This window comes from Pseudomonas sp. D1-36, assembly GCF_051132205.1.
GTDB lineage: Bacteria > Pseudomonadota > Gammaproteobacteria > Pseudomonadales > Pseudomonadaceae > Aquipseudomonas.
Genome location: NZ_CP071674.1, coordinates 3,498,329 through 3,518,033, shown reverse-complemented (window position 1 = coordinate 3,518,033; position 19,705 = coordinate 3,498,329). Strand labels below are relative to the sequence as shown.

At 61.5% G+C, this 19,705-nt stretch carries 14 protein-coding genes; 7 read left to right on the top strand and 7 right to left on the bottom strand.

Annotated elements, in window-relative coordinates; all coding sequences use genetic code 11:
• Positions 1 to 57: 57 nt before the first annotated feature.
• The gene (gene ampC / locus J3P76_RS15550; RefSeq protein WP_434610758.1) at positions 58 to 1,203 is read right to left on the bottom strand and encodes a class C beta-lactamase; all 1,146 of its coding nucleotides are present in this window, start codon (positions 1,201 to 1,203) and stop codon (positions 58 to 60) included.
• Positions 1,204 to 1,430: 227 nt separating this feature from the next.
• Here ampC and J3P76_RS15545 point away from each other — a divergent pair, with 227 nt between their 5' ends.
• Entirely contained in the window at positions 1,431 to 2,330 is a 900-nt protein-coding gene (locus J3P76_RS15545) for a Dyp-type peroxidase (protein WP_434610760.1), read from the top strand.
• Between the two features lie 77 nt (positions 2,331 to 2,407).
• Complete coding sequence (locus tag J3P76_RS15540; protein WP_434610761.1) at positions 2,408 to 3,154, top strand: SDR family oxidoreductase; 747 nt, start codon at positions 2,408 to 2,410, stop codon at positions 3,152 to 3,154.
• 115 nt (positions 3,155 to 3,269) lie between these two features.
• Here the strand turns inward: J3P76_RS15540 and mapR are convergent, their stop codons facing one another.
• The 3 genes from mapR to J3P76_RS15525 form a co-directional block, all read right to left on the bottom strand.
• A complete protein-coding gene (gene mapR / locus J3P76_RS15535) occupies positions 3,270 to 4,679 on the bottom strand; it encodes a GntR family transcriptional regulator MpaR (protein ID WP_420764556.1) in 1,410 nt (469 codons plus the stop codon).
• Positions 4,680 to 4,717: 38 nt separating this feature from the next.
• Entirely contained in the window at positions 4,718 to 6,130 is a 1,413-nt protein-coding gene (gene ccoG, locus J3P76_RS15530) for a cytochrome c oxidase accessory protein CcoG (protein WP_434610764.1), read from the bottom strand.
• Between the two features lie 445 nt (positions 6,131 to 6,575).
• Positions 6,576 to 6,812 carry a DUF3203 family protein gene (locus tag J3P76_RS15525; protein WP_420764554.1) on the bottom strand — a complete coding sequence of 79 codons (237 nt, stop codon included), beginning with the start codon at positions 6,810 to 6,812 and terminating at the stop codon, positions 6,576 to 6,578.
• Positions 6,813 to 6,943: 131 nt separating this feature from the next.
• Here J3P76_RS15525 and J3P76_RS15520 point away from each other — a divergent pair, with 131 nt between their 5' ends.
• Complete coding sequence (locus tag J3P76_RS15520) at positions 6,944 to 7,444, top strand: MgtC/SapB family protein (RefSeq protein WP_434610766.1); 501 nt, start codon at positions 6,944 to 6,946, stop codon at positions 7,442 to 7,444.
• A gap of 135 nt (positions 7,445 to 7,579) precedes the next feature.
• On the opposite strand, the gene J3P76_RS15515 is transcribed toward J3P76_RS15520, so the two are convergent.
• Entirely contained in the window at positions 7,580 to 7,744 is a 165-nt protein-coding gene (locus J3P76_RS15515) for a hypothetical protein (protein ID WP_434610768.1), read from the bottom strand.
• 207 nt (positions 7,745 to 7,951) lie between these two features.
• Here J3P76_RS15515 and J3P76_RS15510 point away from each other — a divergent pair, with 207 nt between their 5' ends.
• From J3P76_RS15510 to glgB, 3 genes are all read left to right on the top strand, one after another.
• Positions 7,952 to 9,949: an alpha-1,4-glucan--maltose-1-phosphate maltosyltransferase gene (locus J3P76_RS15510; RefSeq protein ID WP_434700941.1), complete on the top strand. Its 1,998-nt coding sequence runs from the start codon at positions 7,952 to 7,954 to the stop codon at positions 9,947 to 9,949.
• Positions 9,950 to 10,122: 173 nt separating this feature from the next.
• Entirely contained in the window at positions 10,123 to 13,467 is a 3,345-nt protein-coding gene (gene treS / locus J3P76_RS15505; protein ID WP_434650633.1) for a maltose alpha-D-glucosyltransferase, read from the top strand.
• Between the two features lie 11 nt (positions 13,468 to 13,478).
• Positions 13,479 to 15,713, top strand: coding sequence for a 1,4-alpha-glucan branching protein GlgB (gene glgB / locus J3P76_RS15500; protein ID WP_434563456.1), 2,235 nt, complete (start codon positions 13,479 to 13,481; stop codon positions 15,711 to 15,713).
• A 189-nt stretch (positions 15,714 to 15,902) separates the two neighbouring features.
• On the opposite strand, the gene gudD is transcribed toward glgB, so the two are convergent.
• Together gudD and J3P76_RS15490 are read right to left on the bottom strand one after the other, a co-directional pair.
• Entirely contained in the window at positions 15,903 to 17,246 is a 1,344-nt protein-coding gene (gene gudD / locus J3P76_RS15495) for a glucarate dehydratase (RefSeq protein ID WP_434700940.1), read from the bottom strand.
• 30 nt (positions 17,247 to 17,276) lie between these two features.
• The gene (locus tag J3P76_RS15490) at positions 17,277 to 18,623 is read right to left on the bottom strand and encodes an MFS transporter (RefSeq protein ID WP_434563460.1); all 1,347 of its coding nucleotides are present in this window, start codon (positions 18,621 to 18,623) and stop codon (positions 17,277 to 17,279) included.
• A gap of 338 nt (positions 18,624 to 18,961) precedes the next feature.
• Here J3P76_RS15490 and J3P76_RS15485 point away from each other — a divergent pair, with 338 nt between their 5' ends.
• Positions 18,962 to 19,675, top strand: coding sequence for a FadR/GntR family transcriptional regulator (locus J3P76_RS15485; protein ID WP_420764540.1), 714 nt, complete (start codon positions 18,962 to 18,964; stop codon positions 19,673 to 19,675).
• Positions 19,676 to 19,705: the final 30 nt, after the last annotated feature.

Here is a 19,705-nt window from a genome sequence, read left to right as displayed (position 1 = left end):
CTATAACGCCGAATTTACGTGGCGAGGGAGCAAGCCCCCTCGCCACAAAAGCAGACTTCATTGTCGTTCCAATGCCGCCAGGATTTTGTGCGCGGCCTTTATCCGTTCTTCGATCGGGTAGTTCTTGTTCGCCAACATCACGATCCCCAAATCCTTTCCAGACACGAGCGCCGCGTATGCGCCAAAGCCGTTGGTAGAGCCTGTCTTATTGATCCAGCTGCCGTCCGGCGCCAGGCGGGGCGGGTTGAGCGGTTCGACTTTCTGTGGGGTCAGGGCCATCTGCGGGGTATTGCCGGCGAGCAGGTCATCCACGGTGAACGGGGCAGGGTAGAACTCCCAGCCCAAGCCCTGGGTCATCCCGCCGACCCGATAGAAACCCATGTGGGTCGTGGCGATGGCTTGCTTCAAGGCTTCGTCCAGCTTTTGCGGTCGCAGGTTGGCCTCGACGAAACGAATGAGGTCCGCTGAGCTGGTCTTCACCCCATACGCCTCGGAATCCAAGGCGCCAGGTCCGACCCGCACGGGCTTGCCATCCTTTGCATAGCCCTGGGCGTATCGGCCCGATTGGTCTTGCGGCACCCGTACATAACTGTGTTTGAGGCCCAGCCCCGGCATCAGCGTTTGTTCCATCACGTCATCGAATGACCGACCCAGGGCGCGGGCCGCCAGATGGCCAAACAGGCCGATGCTCGGGTTCGAGTAGAGCCGTTGGGTGCCGGTCGGGTAGAGCGGTTTCCAGGACTTGTAATAGCTGAACATCCTGTCGGCATGGTCTGCATCGTCGGGAAACTGCAAAGGCAGCCCGCCCGCCGTGTAGGTAGCGAGATCAAGCAGGCGGGTGTTTGCCAGCGCTGCTCCGTTCAGCTGCGGGGCATAGCGACCGGCGGGATCCGACAATTGCAACTTGCCTTGGGCCTGGGCATAGGCGCCGAGCGTGGCGGTGAAGGTCTTGCTGATCGAGCCGACTTCGAACAGGGTCTGGTCGGTGACGGGCTTTCTCGTGTCCTTGGAGGCAACGCCATAATTGAAGAACTGGCGCTGGCCGTTGTGGGTGATCGCCACCGCCATCCCCGCGATGTCCTGCTGTTTCATCAGGGGCTGGATAACGGCATCGACAGTTTCTTCAAGGCGTTCCTGGGCGACGCCGGTAAAAGAAAGGATCAGGAAAAAGCTCCCGGCGAGTATCGATTTGGCAATGTGCATGATGGACCGCTCTCGTTGGCCTTCCTTGAGGGACGGTCAATCTAGGGCGTTTTTTGCTGCCCGGCAATCCGCAGCAACGGATGCAGGCTGGGTTCCGAGCTGTCTGACAGGGACGTGGGAGCGTTCCCACAAAACGGTCCCGTCGGCCGAAGGGTCCTGTCCTCAAGCGAAACGACACAAAGCGGCGGCCGCCGGGTAAACTCGCGACTCTTTCCGAAGGAGTTCCCATGAGTTACTACCAGCCCGGCATTCTCGCCACCCCTGTTCCGCCTCAGGCCCGTCATCTGTTTTTTGCCCTGGAATCGGTCGAGGCACTGCCGGCTGCGATCGATAAATTGTTGCTGCAATTGGATGGCCGCGCGGTTGTCGGGTTTGGCGAGTCGTTGGTGCAAGCGTTGGGCGCCGAGGTCAAGGGGCTGCGGGCATTTCCTGCCCTGGCCGGTGTCGGCGTCGATAATCCCTCGACCCAGCACGCGCTGTGGTGCTGGTTGCATGGCGAGGATCGCGGCGAGCTGCTGCACCGCAGCCGCGCCATCGAAGCGGCCCTGGCGCCGGCCCTGCGCCTGGTGCAAATGAACGAAACCTTCCGCCATATGACCGGCCACGACCTGACCGGCTACGAAGACGGCACCGAGAACCCCCACGATGACGCGGCCGTCGCCGCTGCCCTGGCCCAGGGCGCCGACGGACTGCGCGGTGGCAGCTTCGCCGCGATCCAGCAGTGGCAGCACGATCTGGACGGGTTCGCGGCGATGCAGCCCCACGAACGCGACAACATCATGGGCCGTCGCTTGAGCGACAACGAGGAAATCGAAGAGGCGCCGGAGTCGGCCCACGTCAAGCGCACGGCCCAGGAAAGCTTTGCACCGGAGGCTTTCGTCGTGCGCCGTTCCATGCCGTGGATCGAAGGCGATCGCGCTGGGCTGATGTTCCTGGCGTTCGGTTTCTCCCTGGATGCCTTCGAAGCGCAACTGCGCCGCATGAGCGGCCTCGAAGACGGCATTACCGATGGTTTGTACCGCATGAGCCGGCCGATCACTGGCGGGTATTACTGGTGCCCGCCGCTGCTGGACGGGCGCCTGGACCTGCGCGCACTGGCTCGCCAGTCGGTGTCATCGCCCCGGTAAACCGGCCGCGTTGTGCAAATCGTCGGGTCAACGCTATTCTTGGGCCCGACGTGTTTGCGTGGAACGGGAGAGCAAGCGTGGATAAAGTCATCGTCATCACTGGTGGCGGGCGCGGGATCGGAGCGGCCACGGCGCTGCTGGCGGCGGATCAGGGCTATCACATCTGCATCAACTACCAGTCCGATGAAAACGCCGCTCAGGACATCCTCGAACAGGTCCGGGCCAAGGGCGCGCAGGCCATTGCGGTGCGGGCCGACGTGAGCATCGAAGATGAGGTGGTCGGCCTGTTCAACCGCGTCGACGCCGAATTGGGCCGTGTCACCGCCCTGGTGAACAACGCCGGTACGGTCGCCCACAAATCCCGGCTCGATGAAATGTCCGAGTTCCGCATTCTCAAAATCTTGAAGACCAATGTGCTGGGGCCGATCCTGTGTGCCAAGCATGCGGTGCTGCGCATGTCGCCCCGCCATGGCGGGCAGGGCGGTAGCATCGTCAACGTCTCGTCGGTTGCCGCCCGCTTGGGCGCGCCGGGGGAATACGTCGACTACGCGGCCTCCAAGGGCGCACTGGATACCTTCACCGTAGGCCTGTCCAAGGAAGTGGCCGGCGAAGGCATTCGCGTCAACGCCGTTCGCCCGGGTTATATCTACACCGATTTCCACGCCCTCAGTGGTGATCCTGAGCGGGTCAGCAAGCTGGAATCGGCGATTCCCATGGCGCGAGGCGGGCGTCCGGATGAGGTGGCGGAGGCGATTATCTGGTTGCTGTCGGACAAGGCTTCGTATGCGACGGGGACGTTTGTTGACCTTGGTGGTGGGCGCTGAGAACTGGGCGGTCTGCCCTGGCCTCATCGCGAGCAAGCTCGCTCCCACAGGGGATTGCGTTCCAAATGTGGGAGCGAGCTTGCTCGCGATGGCGGTAGTGCTGGCAAACCAAATATTAGAACGACCGGATAATCCGCCCCAATGTCTCCATCGCCTTTTCCGACGCCTCAGTCCAAGGCCCGCCATAGTTCAGCCGGATGCAATTCCTGAAACGTTGGGTCGGTGAAAAGATCGGCCCGGGGGCGATGCTGATGCCTTGCGCCAATGCCATCTGGAACAGCTTCAGCGAGTCGATCTGCTCCGGCAGTTCCAGCCAGAGGAAATAGCCGCCCGCCGGCTGGCTGACGCGGGTCTGGGGCGGGAAATAGCGGCCGATGGCGGCGAGCATGGCGCTTTGCTGTTCTTCCAGGGCGTAGCGCAGCTTGCGCAGGTGCCGGTCGTAGCCGCCGTGTTGCAGGTAGTCGGCGATCGCGGCCTGGGCCGGCATCGAGGCGCACAGGGATGTCATGAGCTTGAGCCGTTCGATCTTCTGCGCATAGCGCCCGGCGGCGACCCAGCCGACGCGATAACCCGGGGCCAGGCTCTTGGCGAACGAACCGCAATGCATCACCAACCCTTCGGTGTCGAACGCCTTGGCTGGTTTGGGAGCCTGCTGGCCGTAATAGAGTTCGGCATAGACGTCGTCCTCGATCAACGGCACCTGGTGTTGGCGCAACAGCTCCACCAACGCTTGCTTGCGCGCCTCGGGCATGGTGGCGCCCATGGGGTTCTGGAAGCTGGTCATGCACCAGCACGCCTTGATCGGATGGCGCGCCAGCGTCTGTTCCAGCACGTCCAGGTCGATCCCGTCACGCGGATGCACGGGGATTTCCACGGCCTTGAGCTTCAGCCTTTCCAGCACTTGCAGGCTGGCATAGAACGCAGGGGCTTCGATCGCCACGAGGTCGCCGGGCTCGGTCACCGCTTGCAGGCATAGGTTCAAGGCTTCCAGGGCGCCGTTGGTGACCAGCAATTGCTCCATGGGCAACATCAGCCCACCGACCATATAGCGCAAGGCGATCTGGCGGCGCAGTTGAGGATTGCCCGGTGACATGTCGGTCACCACCACGCGTGGGTCCATGTCCCGGGTCGCGCTGGACAACGAGCGGGACAGCCGCTGCAACGGAAACAGCATGGGGCTGGGGAATGCAGAGCCGAACGGTACGGTGGCGGGATCCTTGATCGAGTCGAGCACCGAAAACACCAGTTCGCTGACATCGACTTCAGTGGACTCTTGCACCTGGCTGCTGATGACCGGCTCGCAGAACGGGCGCGGTGCAAGATTATTGACGAAATAACCGGAACGCGGCCGGGCCCGGATCAGGCCGCGTCGCTCCAGCAGGTAATAGGCCTGGAAAACAGTGGACGGGCTGACGCCGTACGTTTGGCTGGCGTAGCGCACCGACGGCACGCGCTGGCCGGGCCCCAGCATGCCGGAGCGGATCAGTTCAGCGATGTCGTCGGCGAATTTTTCGTAGCGTTTCATGGCGGGCCCGGTCATAAGGGACATTGCATCTTAAAGGGTCACCGATTCATCGGCGCGACAAAACGGCTCTTGGCCACGCTGTAGACTTGCTGCTCGTCACTGTCGGCAACCTTGAAGGTCATTTCCTGGGAACCGCTGCGTGGCCGTTCGCTGAGCATCGCCACCGAGACTGGCACGTCGACGATTTCCCCCGGCGCCAGGCTCAGGCGTGTCTTGCCTTGCAGGACAAAGCCGTCGCCGTCCACCAGGGACAATTCATACGCCTGGTGTTGCTGGGTCTTGTTGATGATTTTCAGGCTATAGATGTTTTCGATCTGGCCCTGGCTGTTTTCACGGAACAGCCCACGGTCCTTGCTGACATCCAGCGACACCATGGGGCGCTCCGCCAGCGCCACCGCCAGGGCACCGATCATGAACAGCAGCACCGCCGTGTAGCCCACCAGCCGTGGCCGCAGCAGATGTGTCTTGCCTCCTTGCAGTTGATGCTCGGAGGTGTACTTGATGAGGCCACGGGCGTAGCCCATCTTGTCCATGATCGAGTCGCAGGCGTCGATGCACGCCGCGCAACCAATGCATTCCATTTGCAAGCCATCGCGGATATCGATGCCGGTGGGGCAGACCTGCACGCACATCTGGCAGTCGATGCAGTCACCCAGTCCGACATCGGCGGGATTGACCTCGCGTTTGCGTGGCCCGCGAATGTCACCACGGGCCACGTCATAGGAAATGGTCAAGGTGTCCTTGTCGAACATCACGCTCTGGAACCGTGCGTAAGGGCACATGTGCATGCACACCGCTTCGCGCAGCCAGCCGGCGTTGAGGTAAGTGGCCGCAGTGAAAAACAGCACCCAGAACAGGCTGACGCCGCCGATCTGCAAGGTCAGCAGTTCCTCGGCCAGGGGGCGGATCGGGGTGAAATAACCGACGAATGTCAGGCCGGTGAGCAGGCTGATGACGAGCCACAAGGTGTGCTTGGCCGAGCGCCGCAGGAGTTTGTTCAAGTCCCACGGCGCGGCTTGGAGTTTGATGCGCTGGTTGCGTTCACCTTCGGTGATTTTCTCGACCCACATGAAGATCCAGGTCCATGAGCTTTGGGGGCAGGTGTAGCCACACCACACGCGCCCGGCGAACACGGTGATGGCGAACAGGCCGAACGCGGCGATGATCAGCAGGGCGGACAGCAGGATGAAATCCTGGGGCCAGAAGGTCGCGCCGAAGATGTGGAACTTGCTCTCGGAAAGGTCCCAGAGCACCGCTTGGCGGCCGCCCCAGTTCAGCCATACCGTGCCGAAGAACAACAGGAACAGAATGCCGGCACCGCTGATGCGCAAGGTGCGGAACAAGCCGGTAAAGCTGCGGGTGTGGATCAGGTTGTCGGTGGTTCTGGACTTTGTTTTTGTGGGCGTGGGGTCGAAGGTCTGTATCAGTTGGGCGGGGATTCTTTCGCTCATGGTCGGTCGCTCATCAGCCGCTATCTGGCTGGGGCACTATGACCATTGAACTGTTTGCATAACAGGCTCAGGTGGGTTGATAAAAACCGGATCAGATGGGGTGAAGAGCCTTGCGCTGCGCCAGTTTGATGCACCTCACGGATTGTGGGCTTCGTTCTTGGGATGGTGTTTATATCCGTTGCTGCGGTAATTGCTACTGACGGTTCCGCCCTTACGGCGGCTTACTTTTTTTCAGACGCCAAAAAAAGTAAGCAAAAAAGGCTTCGCCCCACTACGCAATACCTGCGTTCGGCCAGCGTGGTTAACGGGGCGTTCAAGATCAAAAGCCGAAGCGAGATCAAGAGCAACGCAAGATCAAAGCAAAGCAAAATCAAAAGCAACGCAAGATCAAAGCAAAGCAAAATCAAAAGCAACGCAAGATCAGAAATAAGAGCCAAACGAGCCGTCAGATGACCGAATCCCCGTCCGTCGCCTTCAGATTCTGCCGCCCGTCAGCCGCCCCAGCCACGATCAGGGCATCGACCTGCGCTTCGGTCAGGTAGACCCGCCCGCCATTGAGCTCCACCGCCGACATGGCCTTGTCCGGGTCGGTGATGATGGTCAGCTCGCTGGCCGGGCGAAGTTCCGGCCCGTTGGCGGTGTCGAAATGGCAGGTCTGGTGGTCATCGATACGTACAGTCATGGTACTGCTCCTTCCTGTATGCCTGAACGTTAGGCGCCTCCCGATCGGCAGGGTTCTTCGTGGCTGATCAGCGGTCGCACGTCTCGCATCGCTTGCGGTCAATCGTTTATCGAGTGAAGAGAGGAACGTTCATGGATTCGTGGTGGGATGAAGTCTGGATGACCCTGCAAGCGGAGTTCGCCGACATCGCCGATGCCCAGCAAATGACGCGGGTGACGGTGCGCCTGGTAATGGCTGCACTGTTGGGAGGCATTTTGGGGTTCGAGCGTGAGCACAAGGGCAAGGCCGCCGGGGTGCGCACCCACATGCTGGTGGCGCTGGGCGCCGCGCTGTTCGTGCTGGTGCCGCAAATGTCGGGGTCAGAGGCCGATGCGATGAGCCGGGTGATACAGGGCGTTGTCGCCGGGATCGGTTTCCTCGGCGCCGGTACCATCTTGAAAAACACGGATGCAGATGAAAGCCACGTCAAAGGCCTGACCACCGCCGCGGGCCTGTGGATGACCGCCGCCATCGGCGTCGCCGCCGGGCTCGGCCGGGAAGCGACGGCGGTGCTCAGCACCGTTCTGGCGCTGGCAATCTTCAGTGTGATGCCAGTGATTGTTCGGGCACTGGAGAGGGATGAGAAGCTGTAAGGCATCCGCCGGGCTGTGCGCAAGGTCCTTGTGGGAGAGCTAGCTCGCCATAGCGATGTGTCAGTCACCTCTGGCTTCGCTGACCTGACGCTATCGCGAGCAAGCTCGCTCCCGCAGGTTAACTGCGGCTAGGCTTTAAAACCGCTCCGGCGGCGCCTCGCTTGGCGGATCGCCCTGGGGCGGCTGCGGGTCCAGCGGCGGGTCTTTTTCCGGAATCGGCTCGGGATCGGGACCCGGTGGCGGCAGGTTGGGGTCGTCGATGTTCGGATCGGGTGTTTCGGCCGGGATGGGAATGGTCATCGGGTGGTGCCTCCAGGACGCAAGTGGCTTGAGTCGTGCTTGTCTGGTTGACCACCGTTCGACGGGTTTGATTCCCCGCTGCCGGCCAGCAAATCCCGCTGAACTTTTGGCTGCCGGTCCGGTTCGGAGCTTAAGTGAGTTAATCAGGACCCGTTGGGCCTTTACCGCCACAAACGCGTCCATGGGGCGTAAAAGGAGCGATGCTCGATGACTGCCGAACAGCCGACCGACCTGGAATACAACCCGCATCTGCCGTTGTCCCAGGCCTTGTTGTTGCCGCGTATTGCGATTGAAGACACCACGCCAGTGATTGACGGCGGGCAATTTGCCGCCAAGGCCCTCGCCGGACAGGACGTGACGGTGACCAGCAAGGTGTTCGCCGATGGCCACGATAAATTGGCCGTGCGAATCCGTTGGCGTGCCTTGGAAGATGACATCTGGAACAGCGAGGTCATGGCCGAGCTGGGTAATAATGGCTGGCGTGGCCAGTTCACAGTACCGGCCGTCGGACGCTACGTGTTCTGTATCGAAGCCTGGCTCGACCAGTTCGCCAGCTTCCGCTATGAATTGGAAAAAAAATACGCCGCCGGTGTGCCCATCAGCCTGGAGCTGCAAGAGGGGCGCAACCACGTGCAACAAGCCGCCGAGCGTAGCGACGGCGAATTGAGCGAACAGCTGGCCGCGTTGCACCACGAGCTTTCGGGCCTGCTGCCTGAAGAGCAAGTGGCGTTGTTTCTCGCGCCACGCAGTGCCGACTTGATGTCCCTGGCCGATCACCGGCCTTACCTGAGCATCAGTCCCGAATATCCACTGGACGTGGAGCGCCAACTGGCCGAATTCGCCAGTTGGTACGAACTCTTCCCCCGTTCGATCACCGATGATCCCAAGCGTCACGGCACGTTCAACGACGTGCATTCGCGCCTGGCGGTGATCCAGGACATGGGCTTCGACGTGCTGTACTTTCCGCCGATCCATCCGATCGGCCGCAGTTTCCGCAAAGGGCCGAACAATTCCCTGACCGCCGGTCCGGACGATCCAGGCAGCCCATATGCCATCGGCAGCGAGGAGGGCGGCCATGAGGCGATCCATCCTCAGCTGGGCACCCGCGAAGATTTCCGGCGCCTGGTGGCCGCGGCCGCCGACCATGGCCTGGAGATCGCCCTCGATTTCGCCATCCAGTGTTCCCAGGACCACCCCTGGCTGCAGCAGCATCCGGGCTGGTTCAGCTGGCGGCCGGACGGCACGATCAAATACGCGGAGAACCCGCCGAAGAAATACCAGGACATCGTCAACGTCGATTTCTACGCCGCCGATGCAATCCCCAGCCTGTGGCTGGAACTGCGGGATATCGTCGTCGGCTGGGTCAACGAAGGCGTGAAGATATTCCGTGTCGACAATCCTCACACCAAGCCGTTGCCGTTCTGGCAATGGCTGATCGCCGACGTTCGTGCGCAGCACCCAGAGGTGATTTTCCTCGCGGAAGCGTTCACCACCCCAGCGATGATGGCGCGACTGGGCAAGGTCGGTTATTCCCAGAGCTACACCTACTTCACCTGGCGTAACACCAAGGCCGAGCTGGCGGCGTATCTCACCGAGCTCAATGAGTCGCCTTGGCGCGAATGCTACCGGCCGAATTTCTTCGTCAACACACCGGACATCAACCCAGCGTTCCTCCACCACTCGGGACGCGCGGGTTTCCTGATTCGTGCGGCGCTGGCGACCATGGGGTCGGGCCTGTGGGGCATGTATTCGGGCTTTGAACTGTGCGAATCGGCGCCGGTGCCAGGCAAGGAGGAGTACCTCGATTCGGAGAAATACGAAATCCGCCCGAGGGATTTCACCGTGCCGGGCAACATCATCGCCGAAATCGCCCAGCTCAACCGTATCCGTCGCCAGAACCCGGCGTTGCACACGCACCTTGGCCTGAAAATCTACAACGCCTGGAATGACAACATTCTGTACTTCGGCAAGCGCACACCGGACGGCAGCAATTTCATCCTGGTGGCGGTGAGCCTCGATCCGCATAACGTCCAGGAAGCGAATTTCGAATTGCCGTTATGGGAGATGGGCCTGCCGGACGACGCCCAGACCCAGGGCGAGGACTTGATGAACGGCCACCGCTGGACTTGGTATGGCAAGTACCAGTTCATGCGCATCGACCCGGCTTACCAGCCGTTCGGGATCTGGCGGATCAGCGTGGCATAAAACAAAAGTGAGCGGATGAAGTGCTTTGGTGGCGAGGGAGCTTGCTCCCGCTGGGTCGCGCAGCGGCCCTCTAAAAGCGATGAGCGCTTCGCACTCAAGCGGGAGCAAGCTCCCTCGCCACGTACGTCTCGCCAGCCAGCTCAACGGCTTTATAGAATCAGCAGGAGTTGCAAATGGCCAAGAAACCCCGGTCTGCCACCTTCATCAACGACCCGCTCTGGTACAAGGACGCGGTCATTTATCAGGTTCACGTCAAATCCTATTTCGACTCCAACAATGACGGAATCGGTGATTTTCCCGGTCTGATCGAGAAGCTCGATTACATCGCCGACCTGGGCGTCAACACCATCTGGCTGCTGCCGTTCTATCCTTCGCCCAGGCGTGACGACGGCTACGACATCGCCGAGTACCGGGGGGTCAGCCCCGACTATGGCACCATGGCCGACGCGCGGCGCTTCATTGCCGAAGCCCACAAGCGCAACTTGCGGGTGATCACCGAGCTGGTCATCAACCACACCTCCGATCAGCACCCCTGGTTCCAGCGCGCACGCAAGGCCAAGAAAGGCTCCAAGGCACGGGATTTCTACGTCTGGTCCGATGACGATCACAAATATGACGGCACCCGGATCATCTTTCTCGACACCGAGAAGTCCAACTGGACCTGGGACCCGGTCGCCGGCCAGTACTTCTGGCACCGTTTCTACTCGCACCAGCCGGACCTCAACTTCGACAACCCGCAAGTCATCAAGGCCGTGCTCTCGGTGATGCGCTACTGGCTCGACATGGGCATCGATGGCCTGCGTCTGGACGCGATCCCCTACCTGATCGAGCGCGACGGCACCAACAACGAGAACCTGCCCGAGACCCACGACGTCCTCAAGCTGATTCGTGCCGAGATCGACGCCAATTACCCCGACCGCATGTTGCTCGCCGAGGCCAACCAATGGCCGGAAGACACCCAGCTCTATTTTGGCGACGTCGATGCCCAAGGCCTCAATGGCGACGAGTGCCACATGGCGTTCCACTTCCCTTTGATGCCGCGCATGTACATGGCGTTGGCCCAGGAAGATCGCTTTCCCATCACCGACATCCTGCGCCAGACGCCGGAGATTCCGGCCAACTGCCAGTGGGCGATTTTCCTGCGCAACCATGATGAGCTGACCCTGGAGATGGTCACCGACAAGGAGCGCGACTACCTATGGAATTACTACGCCGCCGACCGTCGCGCGCGGATCAACCTCGGCATTCGTCGACGTCTGGCACCGCTGATGGAGCGCGACCGCCGCCGCGTGGAGTTGCTCAACAGCCTGTTGCTGTCGATGCCTGGCACGCCGACCTTGTATTACGGCGATGAGATCGGCATGGGCGACAACATCTACCTGGGCGACCGCGATGGCGTGCGCACGCCGATGCAGTGGTCCATCGACCGCAATGGCGGCTTTTCCCGTGCCGACCCGGCGAGCCTGGTGTTGCCGCCGATCATGGACCCGCAATACGGCTATCTGTCGGTGAACGTCGAGACCCAATCCGGCGACCCTCATTCGCTGCTCAACTGGACCCGTCGCATGCTCGCAGTGCGCAAGCAATCCAAGGCCTTTGGCCGGGGCACGTTGAAAATGCTGTCGCCGAGCAACCGGCGGATCCTGGCATATACCCGTGAGTACACCGGCCCGGACGGCAAGCACGAAATCATCCTTTGCGTGGCCAACGTATCGCGCAGTGCCCAGGCTGCCGAGCTGGATCTGTCGGCCTATGCGGGCATGGTCCCGGTGGAAATGCTTGGTGGCAACGCATTCCCGCCCATTGGCCAGTTGAATTTCCTGCTGACCCTGGCGCCGTACGGTTTTTATTGGTTCGCCCTGGCGGCGGAAAACCAGATGCCGAGCTGGCATGTGGAGCCGGTCCAGAGCCTGCCGGATTTCACCACGCTGGTGCTGAAAAAACGCCTGGAAGAATTGCTCGAGGCGCCATCGCGCGCCACGTTGGAGCAGAGCATCCTGCCAAGCTGGCTGCAAAAGCGCCGCTGGTTCGCCGGCAAGGACAGCGCCATCGAGAACGTCGACATCGTTTATGGCGTGCGCTTCGGCGATCCGCAACACCCTGTGCTGTTGAGCGAAATCGACGTCACCAGCGCCGGCCAGACCTTGCGTTATCAACTCCCATTTGGCCTGCTCGCCGAAGAGCACGTCGGCCCGGCGCTGCCCCAGCAACTGGCCTTGTCGCGGGTTCGTCGGGGTCGCCAGGTCGGCTTGATCACCGATGCGTTCACACTGGAAAACTTCATTCGCGCGGTGCTCCAGGGCATTCAGGCCGGTTCGGTGCTGCCGTGCGCTGACGGTGAATTGCGCTTCGAACCCACCGAAGGTCTGGCGGCGCTGAACCTGGGCGCCGAGCCGGAGGTGCGCTACCTGTCCGCCGAGCAGTCCAACAGTTCGGTGGTGGTGGGTGGCAGCCTGGTGCTCAAATTGATTCGCAAGGTCGCGTCCGGCGTTCACCCGGAACTGGAGATGAGCGCTTACCTGACCGCGGCAGGCTTCAGCAATATTTCGCCGCTGCTGGGTTCGGTGATTCGCCGCGATGCCCAGGGTGAAGATGCCTTGCTGATGATCGCCCAGGGTTACCTGAGCAACCAGGGCGATGCATGGGAATGGACCCAGAACAATCTCGAACGCGCGTTGCGCGACGAATTGGCCGACGCCGTGTCGGAGCAGGAACAGCATTACAACGCCTTGGGCGAACTGAAGGATTTCGCCGGCATGCTCGGCCAGCGCCTCGGGGAGATGCACCAGGTGCTCGCCCAGCCCACCGACAATCCGGACTTCGCGCCCCAGCCTACCAGCGCCAAGGAGGCCCAGGCCATCGGCAAGGACGTGGCCGCTCAGGTGGAAAATGCCTTGCGTCTGCTCAAACAGAACCAGGACCAATTGAACCCAGCGGACCAGGCGATGGTCGCACGCTTGCTGGAACACAGCAAAACCGTGCTGGCCCACGTCCAGGAGCTGGCCGGCAAGGCCGCTGGCGGCTTGCGCATCCGCGTGCATGGCGACCTGCACTTGGGGCAGGTGCTGGTGATCAAGGGCGATGCCTACCTGATCGACTTCGAAGGGGAGCCGGCGCGGCCGTTGCATGAACGACGTGGCAAGCACAGCCCGTACAAGGACGTCAGCGGTGTGTTGCGCTCGTTCGATTACGCGGCGGCGATGGCGGTCCAGTTGCACACCGTCGACAGCACGGCCGATGCCGATGCGGCGCGCAAGCGAGTCGCCGACCGTTATCTGACCGAGGCTCGCCAGGCATTTGTCCAGGCATATCGGCTGGCGGCAGCTAGTCTTGCCCATGAGTGGAAGGATGCTGAAGGCGAGGACGCCGCATTGGCGTTGTTCGGCCTGGAGAAGGCGGCCTATGAAGTGGCTTATGAAGCCGAGAATCGCCCTGCCTGGCTGCCCGTGCCGCTGCACGGCCTGTACGGGTTATTGAGTGGGCTTGAACCCTTTTCCGATTTAGCCGGACCGATTTAGTGGAGAGAATCATGAGCGTCTCGAACAAGGAATCACAGGGGCAGGCCAAAGAGTCTTTGCTGCCGGCCCCCCACGACATCGACGCGCTGGTGCGCGCCGAACACCACGACCCGTTTTCGATCCTGGGCCCTCATGGCGATGGCGCCGGAGGGCAATTCATCCGGGCCTATCTGCCCGGCGCGTTGAGTGTGCATGTGCTCGCCCGTGACGGCGGCGAAGAGCTGGGCGAGTTGCAGATCACCGAAACCCCGGGCCTGTTCGTCGGCCATTTCGACCGAGCCCAACCGTACCTGCTGCGCACCCGTTGGGCCGGTGGCGAGCAGGTTGCCGAGGACCCGTACAGCTTCGGACCGCTGCTGGGGGAAATGGATCTCTACCTGTTTGCCGAGGGCAATCACCGCGACCTCAGTGCCTGCCTCGGTGCTCAACTGAAAACGGTGGATGGCGTCGATGGCGTGCGCTTCGCCGTCTGGGCGCCGAATGCGCGCCGGGTCTCGGTGGTGGGGGATTTCAACGTCTGGGACGGGCGCCGGCACCCGATGCGCATTCGTTACCCGTCTGGCGTGTGGGAAATCTTCATCCCGAGGCTGGGTCCCGGCGAAGGCTACAAATATGAAATCCTCGGTGCCCACGGCATCCTGCCGCTCAAGGCCGACCCGGTGGCCCTGGCCACGCAGATGCCGCCTGATACGGCGTCCAAGGTCGCCCCGCCCCTGAAGATCGAATGGCACGACGACGAGTGGATGCAGAGCCGTCGTGAACGCCAACTACCGGGCGCGCCGCTTTCGATCTATGAGTTGCACGCCGGTTCCTGGCAGTGCGAGATCGACGAGGCGGGGGAGGTGTCCCGACAGTACAACTGGCATGAGCTGGCTGAGCGGTTGATCCCTTACGTCAAGGACCTGGGCTTCACCCATATCGAGCTGATGCCCATCATGGAGCACCCGTTCGGTGGTTCGTGGGGCTATCAACCCCTTTCGCAGTTTGCCCCCACGGCGCGTTTTGGTTCGCCCGATGATTTCGCCGCGTTCGTCAACGCCTGCCACAAGGCTGACATTGGCGTAATCCTGGACTGGGTCCCGGCGCACTTTCCCACCGATACCCATGGCCTGGCCCAGTTCGACGGCACGGCGCTGTACGAGTACGGCAACCCGCTGGAAGGCTTCCATCAGGATTGGGACACGCTCATCTACAACCTGGGCCGCACCGAAGTCCACGGCTTCATGCTGGCGTCGGCGTTGCATTGGCTCAAGCATTTCCACGTCGACGGCCTGCGGGTGGACGCCGTGGCCTCGATGTTGTATCGCGACTATTCGCGCAAGGCCGGCGAATGGGTGCCTAACCGCCATGGCGGACGGGAGAACCTGGAAGCCATCGATTTCCTGCGGCATCTCAACGACGTGATCGCCCTGGAAACGCCTGGTGCGCTGGTCATCGCCGAAGAGTCCACCGCCTGGCCTGGCGTCAGCCAGAGCACGCAGCAGGGCGGTTTGGGTTTCGCCTACAAGTGGAACATGGGTTGGATGCACGATTCGCTGCATTACATCCAGCAGGATCCGGTGTACCGCGCCCATCATCACAACGAGTTGAGTTTTGGCCTGGTGTACGCCTGGTCCGAGCGTTTCGTTCTGCCGATTTCCCACGACGAAGTGGTCCATGGCAAGCGTTCGCTGATCGACAAGATGCCCGGTGACCGCTGGCAGAAATTCGCCAACCTGCGGGCTTATCTGAGTTTCATGTGGGGCCATCCCGGCAAGAAGCTGCTGTTCATGGGTTGCGAGTTCGGCCAATGGCGCGAATGGAATCATGACCAGCAACTGGATTGGTACCTGTTGCAGTACCCGGAGCACCGCGGCGTGCAAAGGCTGGTCAGCGATCTGAATCGACTCTATCGCGAAGAGCCGGCGCTGCACGATCAGGACGACGCACCCCAGGGCTTCCAGTGGCTGATCGGCGACGATGCGCTCAACAGCGTCTATGCTTGGTTGCGCTGGAGCAAGGACGGTCGGCCAGTGCTGGTGGTCGCCAACTTCACACCGGTGCCGCGCGAGGCGTATCGGGTGGGCGTGCCGTTTGGTGGTCGTTGGGTGGAGTTGCTCAATAGCGATGCCGACACCTACGCCGGTTCCAACTATGGCAACGGCGGCGGTGCCTCGACCGAGGCAATCCCCAGCCATGGCCAGGCGCTTTCGCTGGAACTGAACCTGCCGCCGCTGGCGGTGCTGATCCTGCGGCCGGAGGGTTAGTTCCGAAATAGCGGCAGATGACTGTGGCGAGGGGATTTATCCCCGTTGGGCTGCGCAGCAGCCCTAAAGCTGCAACTTCGGTTTACCAGTCAAACGCATTTACAGTCATTGGGGCTGCTACGCAGCCCAGCGGGGCGGTGCGACGTTTCGCTAAATCCCCTCGCCACAGAAGAATCGAGTTGCTGAATTTTAGCGAACCAGGCACGGCTGCTTGTTGTTGAACGTCCAGCCCGGGATCAGGTACTGCATCGCCACCGAATCGTCCCGCGCCCCAAGCCCCATGCCTTTGTACAGCTCGTGAGCCTTGGCCAGCTGGTCCATGTCCAGTTCGATCCCCAGCCCAGGTTTTTTCGGCACCTGCACGCAACCCCCCTTGATCTGCAAAGGCGCCTTGGTCAGGCGTTGGCCGTCCTGCCAGATCCAGTGGGTGTCGATGGCAGTGATGTCGCCCGGTGCGGCGGCTGCCACGTGGGTGAACATCGCCAGGGAAATATCGAAGTGGTTATTGGAATGGGAGCCCCAGGTCAGGCCCCACTCATTGCACATCTGCGCGACCCGTACAGAACCCTGCATGGTCCAGAAGTGCGGGTCAGCGAGGGGGATGTCCACCGATTGCAAGGTAATGGCGTGGCCCATCTCGCGCCAGTCGGTGGCAATCATGTTGGTGGCGGTCTTGAGGCCGGTCGCCCGACGGAACTCGGCCATCACCTCGCGGCCCGAATAGCCATTCTCCGCTCCGCAAGGGTCCTCGGCGTACGCCAGCACCTTGTGCTGATCACGGCACAAGCGGATCGCTTCCTTGAGTGACCAGGCGCCGTTCGGGTCCAAGGTGATGCGCGCCTGGGGAAAACGCTCGGCCAATGCGGTCACGGCTTCGATTTCCTCGTCGCCCCTGAGCACGCCGCCCTTGAGTTTGAAGTCCTGGAAACCATAGTGCGCATGGGCCGCTTCGGCCAGGCGCACCACCGCTTCGGCATCGAGGGCTTTCTCGTGGCGCACGCGGAACCAGTCGTTATCGGCGTCCGGTTCGCTGCGGTAGGGCAGGTCGGTCTGTTGCCGATCACCGACATAGAACAGATAGCCAAGCATCTTCACTTCGTCGCGCTGCTGGCCTTCGCCGAGGAGGGCCGCGACCGGGACATCCAGATGCTGGCCGAGCAGATCCAGCAGTGCGGCTTCCAGGCCGGTGACGGCGTGGATGGTGATGCGCAAGTCGAACGTTTGCAGGCCACGGCCACCGGCGTCGCGGTCGGCAAAGGCCTGGCGCACGCTGTTGAGGATTTTCTGGTAGTTGCCGATGGGGCTGCCGACTACCAGCGAGCGCGCATCTTCCAACGTCTGGCGAATGCGTTCGCCGCCGGGCACCTCGCCCACGCCGGTGTGCCCGGCATTGTCCTTGAGGATGACGATGTTGCGAGTGAAGAACGGGCCATGGGCGCCGCTGAGGTTCAGCAGCATGCCGTCGTGGCCGGCCACGGGCACGACCTGCATGCTGGTGATGATCGGGGCTTTGCTGGTGTCTGGCGTAGTCATCGTGTACGTATCCTTGAATTATTGTTGTGGTCAGGCGTGGCTGGTAACCGGGTCGGTGGAGGTCGTGGCGGATTTCTGCTTGGGTGTGTTGCGTGCGGCGAATACGATGATCGCGGCAATGATCGACGTGGCGGCGAGGCCATACAGACCGCCCTGGATCGAGCCGGTGTGCTGTTCCAGCAGGCCGAAGGTGGTCGGCGCGACGAAGCCGCCGAGGTTGCCCACCGAATTGATCAACGCGATCACGCCGGCGGCAATGCGTGCGTCCAGGTAGGCCTGGGGAATCGGCCAGAACAGCGAAGACGCCGATTTGAAACCCAGGGCCGCGAAGCAGATCGCGACGAAGGCGAAGATGGGCCCGCCGGTGGTGGACATGAACATCCCCGCCGCGGCGATCAGCAGGGCCGCAGCGACCCAGGCCTGTTGGAACTTCCATTTGGCCGACAGCGAGGCGAAGGCGTACATGCCGACAATCGACAGCAACCAGGGAATCGAATTGAACAGCCCGACCTGAACGTCGCTGAGCTCGCCCATCTTCTTGATGATGCTCGGCAGCCAGAAGGTGGCGGCATAGATCGTCAATTGAATGAAGAAATAAATCACGCAGAACAGAATGATCTGGCGATCCTTGAGCAGTTGCCCGATGGACAGCTTGATCGGCGTCGCGGCTTCACGGGCTGCCTGTTCATCATCGATGGCCTTGACCAGCGCGTCCTGTTCAGCACGGTCCAGCCACTTGGCGTCGTGGGGCTTGGAGTCGAGCCAGAACCAGACGAAGAAGCACAGGCCGACGGAAAACATCCCTTCGATAAAGTACATCCACTGCCAACCGTGCATGCCCAGGCCGTTGATCTGCAGGAGCAATCCTGACAACGGGCCGGAAATCAGCGAAGCGATCGCCGAGCCGCTGAGGAAGATGGCGATGGCTTTGCCGCGTTCGACCCCGGGCAGCCAACGGGTGAAGTAATAAATCACGCCAGGGAAGAAGCCAGCCTCGGCCACGCCCAGCAGGAAACGAAGGATGTAGAAGTGGGTTTCGTTCTGAATGAAGGCCATGCCTGCCGCCACCAGGCCCCAGGTAAGCATGATGCGCGTCAGCCAGATTCGGGCGCCGATGCGTTGCAACAAGATGTTGGAAGGGACTTCGAACAGCGCGTAGCCGATGAAAAACAGGCCGGCGCCAAAACCGTAGGCGGCTGCACCGATGCCCAGGTCGTGCTCCATATGAGAGCGGACGAAGCCGATATTCACCCGGTCGATGTAGTTGACGATGAACATGATGACGAACAGCGGCAAGATGTGGCGCTTGACCTTGGATATAGCCGATTGCAGCACCGGATCCGCGCCGGCATTCGCCCTGAGGCTGGAGGTATTCACTGATTTTTCTCCCACTCTTTATTTTTATGCGGGGCATCGTGCGGGTGCCGATGTTGATAGACATCATACAAGTTGGTTTTTTCGTCTGACAAGCAGTTTTTGAGCACGATTGGATTGGGTGGGAAGGGTTTTTATGCCGTATTTGTGGGTTTGTAAGCCACTAAAGGCGCTTCTACCCTATCTGAACGGTTTTGAAACGGGTGTCGAATACATCCCCCTTTATGCGGTTTTAAAGGGCTATCCTGCCTGTTGTCATACAAGTAAAAGCCTCGCCGATGCACAAATCCACCCCTGCCAGTGATAGGATCGACACGCCTGTCTTCAAGGAACCCTGGCACATGCAGCAAGACATTGAAGCGCCCCTGCGCAAGCGCGCCCACAACCTGGCCCATGACTTGGTGGCGAAGTTGAGCCAGAGCATTTTGCTTGGGCAGTTGAAGCCGGGGCAGAAGTTGCCGTCCGAGGGCGCCATCGTGCAAGAGCATGGCGTCAGCCGCACGGTGGTGCGCGAGGCGATTTCCAAGTTGCAGGCCTCGGGGCTGGTGGAGACACGCCACGGCATAGGCACTTTCGTGCTGGAACAAACGGGGGAGCAAGGGCTGAGGCTCAACGTCGATACCGCGGCGGGCGTTCGGGGAATCCTGGAATTGCGCTTGGGGCTTGAGACCCAGGCCGCGGCTTTGGCTGCCCAGCGTCGCAGCGAACGGCAATTGCAGCAGATGCGCGAGGCCTTGGATGACTATCAGCGATTGCTCAGCAGCAATGACAGCTGCGTCGAGGCTGACCGGCGTTTCCACCTGTTGATCGCCGAAGCCACGGACAACACCTGTTTTGTCGAAATCATGCAGCACTTGGGCAGTGCGATGATTCCCCGTACGCGGGTGAACATGGCCGAACGTGGTCAGGCGGACCTGGGCAGGCTTGCGCAATTTGCCAACCTGGAGCACGAAGCGATTTACAACGCCATCAAGCGCCAGGACCCCGACGCCGCCCGCGCGGCCATGTGGCTGCACCTGACCAACAGTCGTGACCGGTTGGGTGCGGGGGGCTGACGGATCATCGTCACCTGACCCACCGCCATC

Excerpts from the sequence above, each read along its gene's own strand:
- glgB (WP_434563456.1), top strand. The coding sequence starts at position 13,479 with ATGAGCGTCTCGAACAAGGAATCACAGGGGCAGGCCAAAGAGTCTTTG.
- J3P76_RS15515 (WP_434610768.1), bottom strand. The coding sequence starts at position 7,744 with ATGACCATTCCCATCCCGGCCGAAACACCCGATCCGAACATCGACGAC.
- J3P76_RS15545 (WP_434610760.1), top strand. The coding sequence starts at position 1,431 with ATGAGTTACTACCAGCCCGGCATTCTCGCCACCCCTGTTCCGCCTCAG.
- treS (WP_434650633.1), top strand. The coding sequence starts at position 10,123 with ATGGCCAAGAAACCCCGGTCTGCCACCTTCATCAACGACCCGCTCTGG.
- J3P76_RS15525 (WP_420764554.1), bottom strand. The coding sequence starts at position 6,812 with ATGACTGTACGTATCGATGACCACCAGACCTGCCATTTCGACACCGCC.
- ccoG (WP_434610764.1), bottom strand. The coding sequence starts at position 6,130 with ATGAGCGAAAGAATCCCCGCCCAACTGATACAGACCTTCGACCCCACG.
- gudD (WP_434700940.1), bottom strand. The coding sequence starts at position 17,246 with ATGACTACGCCAGACACCAGCAAAGCCCCGATCATCACCAGCATGCAG.
- J3P76_RS15485 (WP_420764540.1), top strand. The coding sequence starts at position 18,962 with ATGCAGCAAGACATTGAAGCGCCCCTGCGCAAGCGCGCCCACAACCTG.
- ampC (WP_434610758.1), bottom strand. The coding sequence starts at position 1,203 with ATGCACATTGCCAAATCGATACTCGCCGGGAGCTTTTTCCTGATCCTT.
- J3P76_RS15520 (WP_434610766.1), top strand. The coding sequence starts at position 6,944 with ATGGATTCGTGGTGGGATGAAGTCTGGATGACCCTGCAAGCGGAGTTC.
- mapR (WP_420764556.1), bottom strand. The coding sequence starts at position 4,679 with ATGAAACGCTACGAAAAATTCGCCGACGACATCGCTGAACTGATCCGC.
- J3P76_RS15510 (WP_434700941.1), top strand. The coding sequence starts at position 7,952 with ATGACTGCCGAACAGCCGACCGACCTGGAATACAACCCGCATCTGCCG.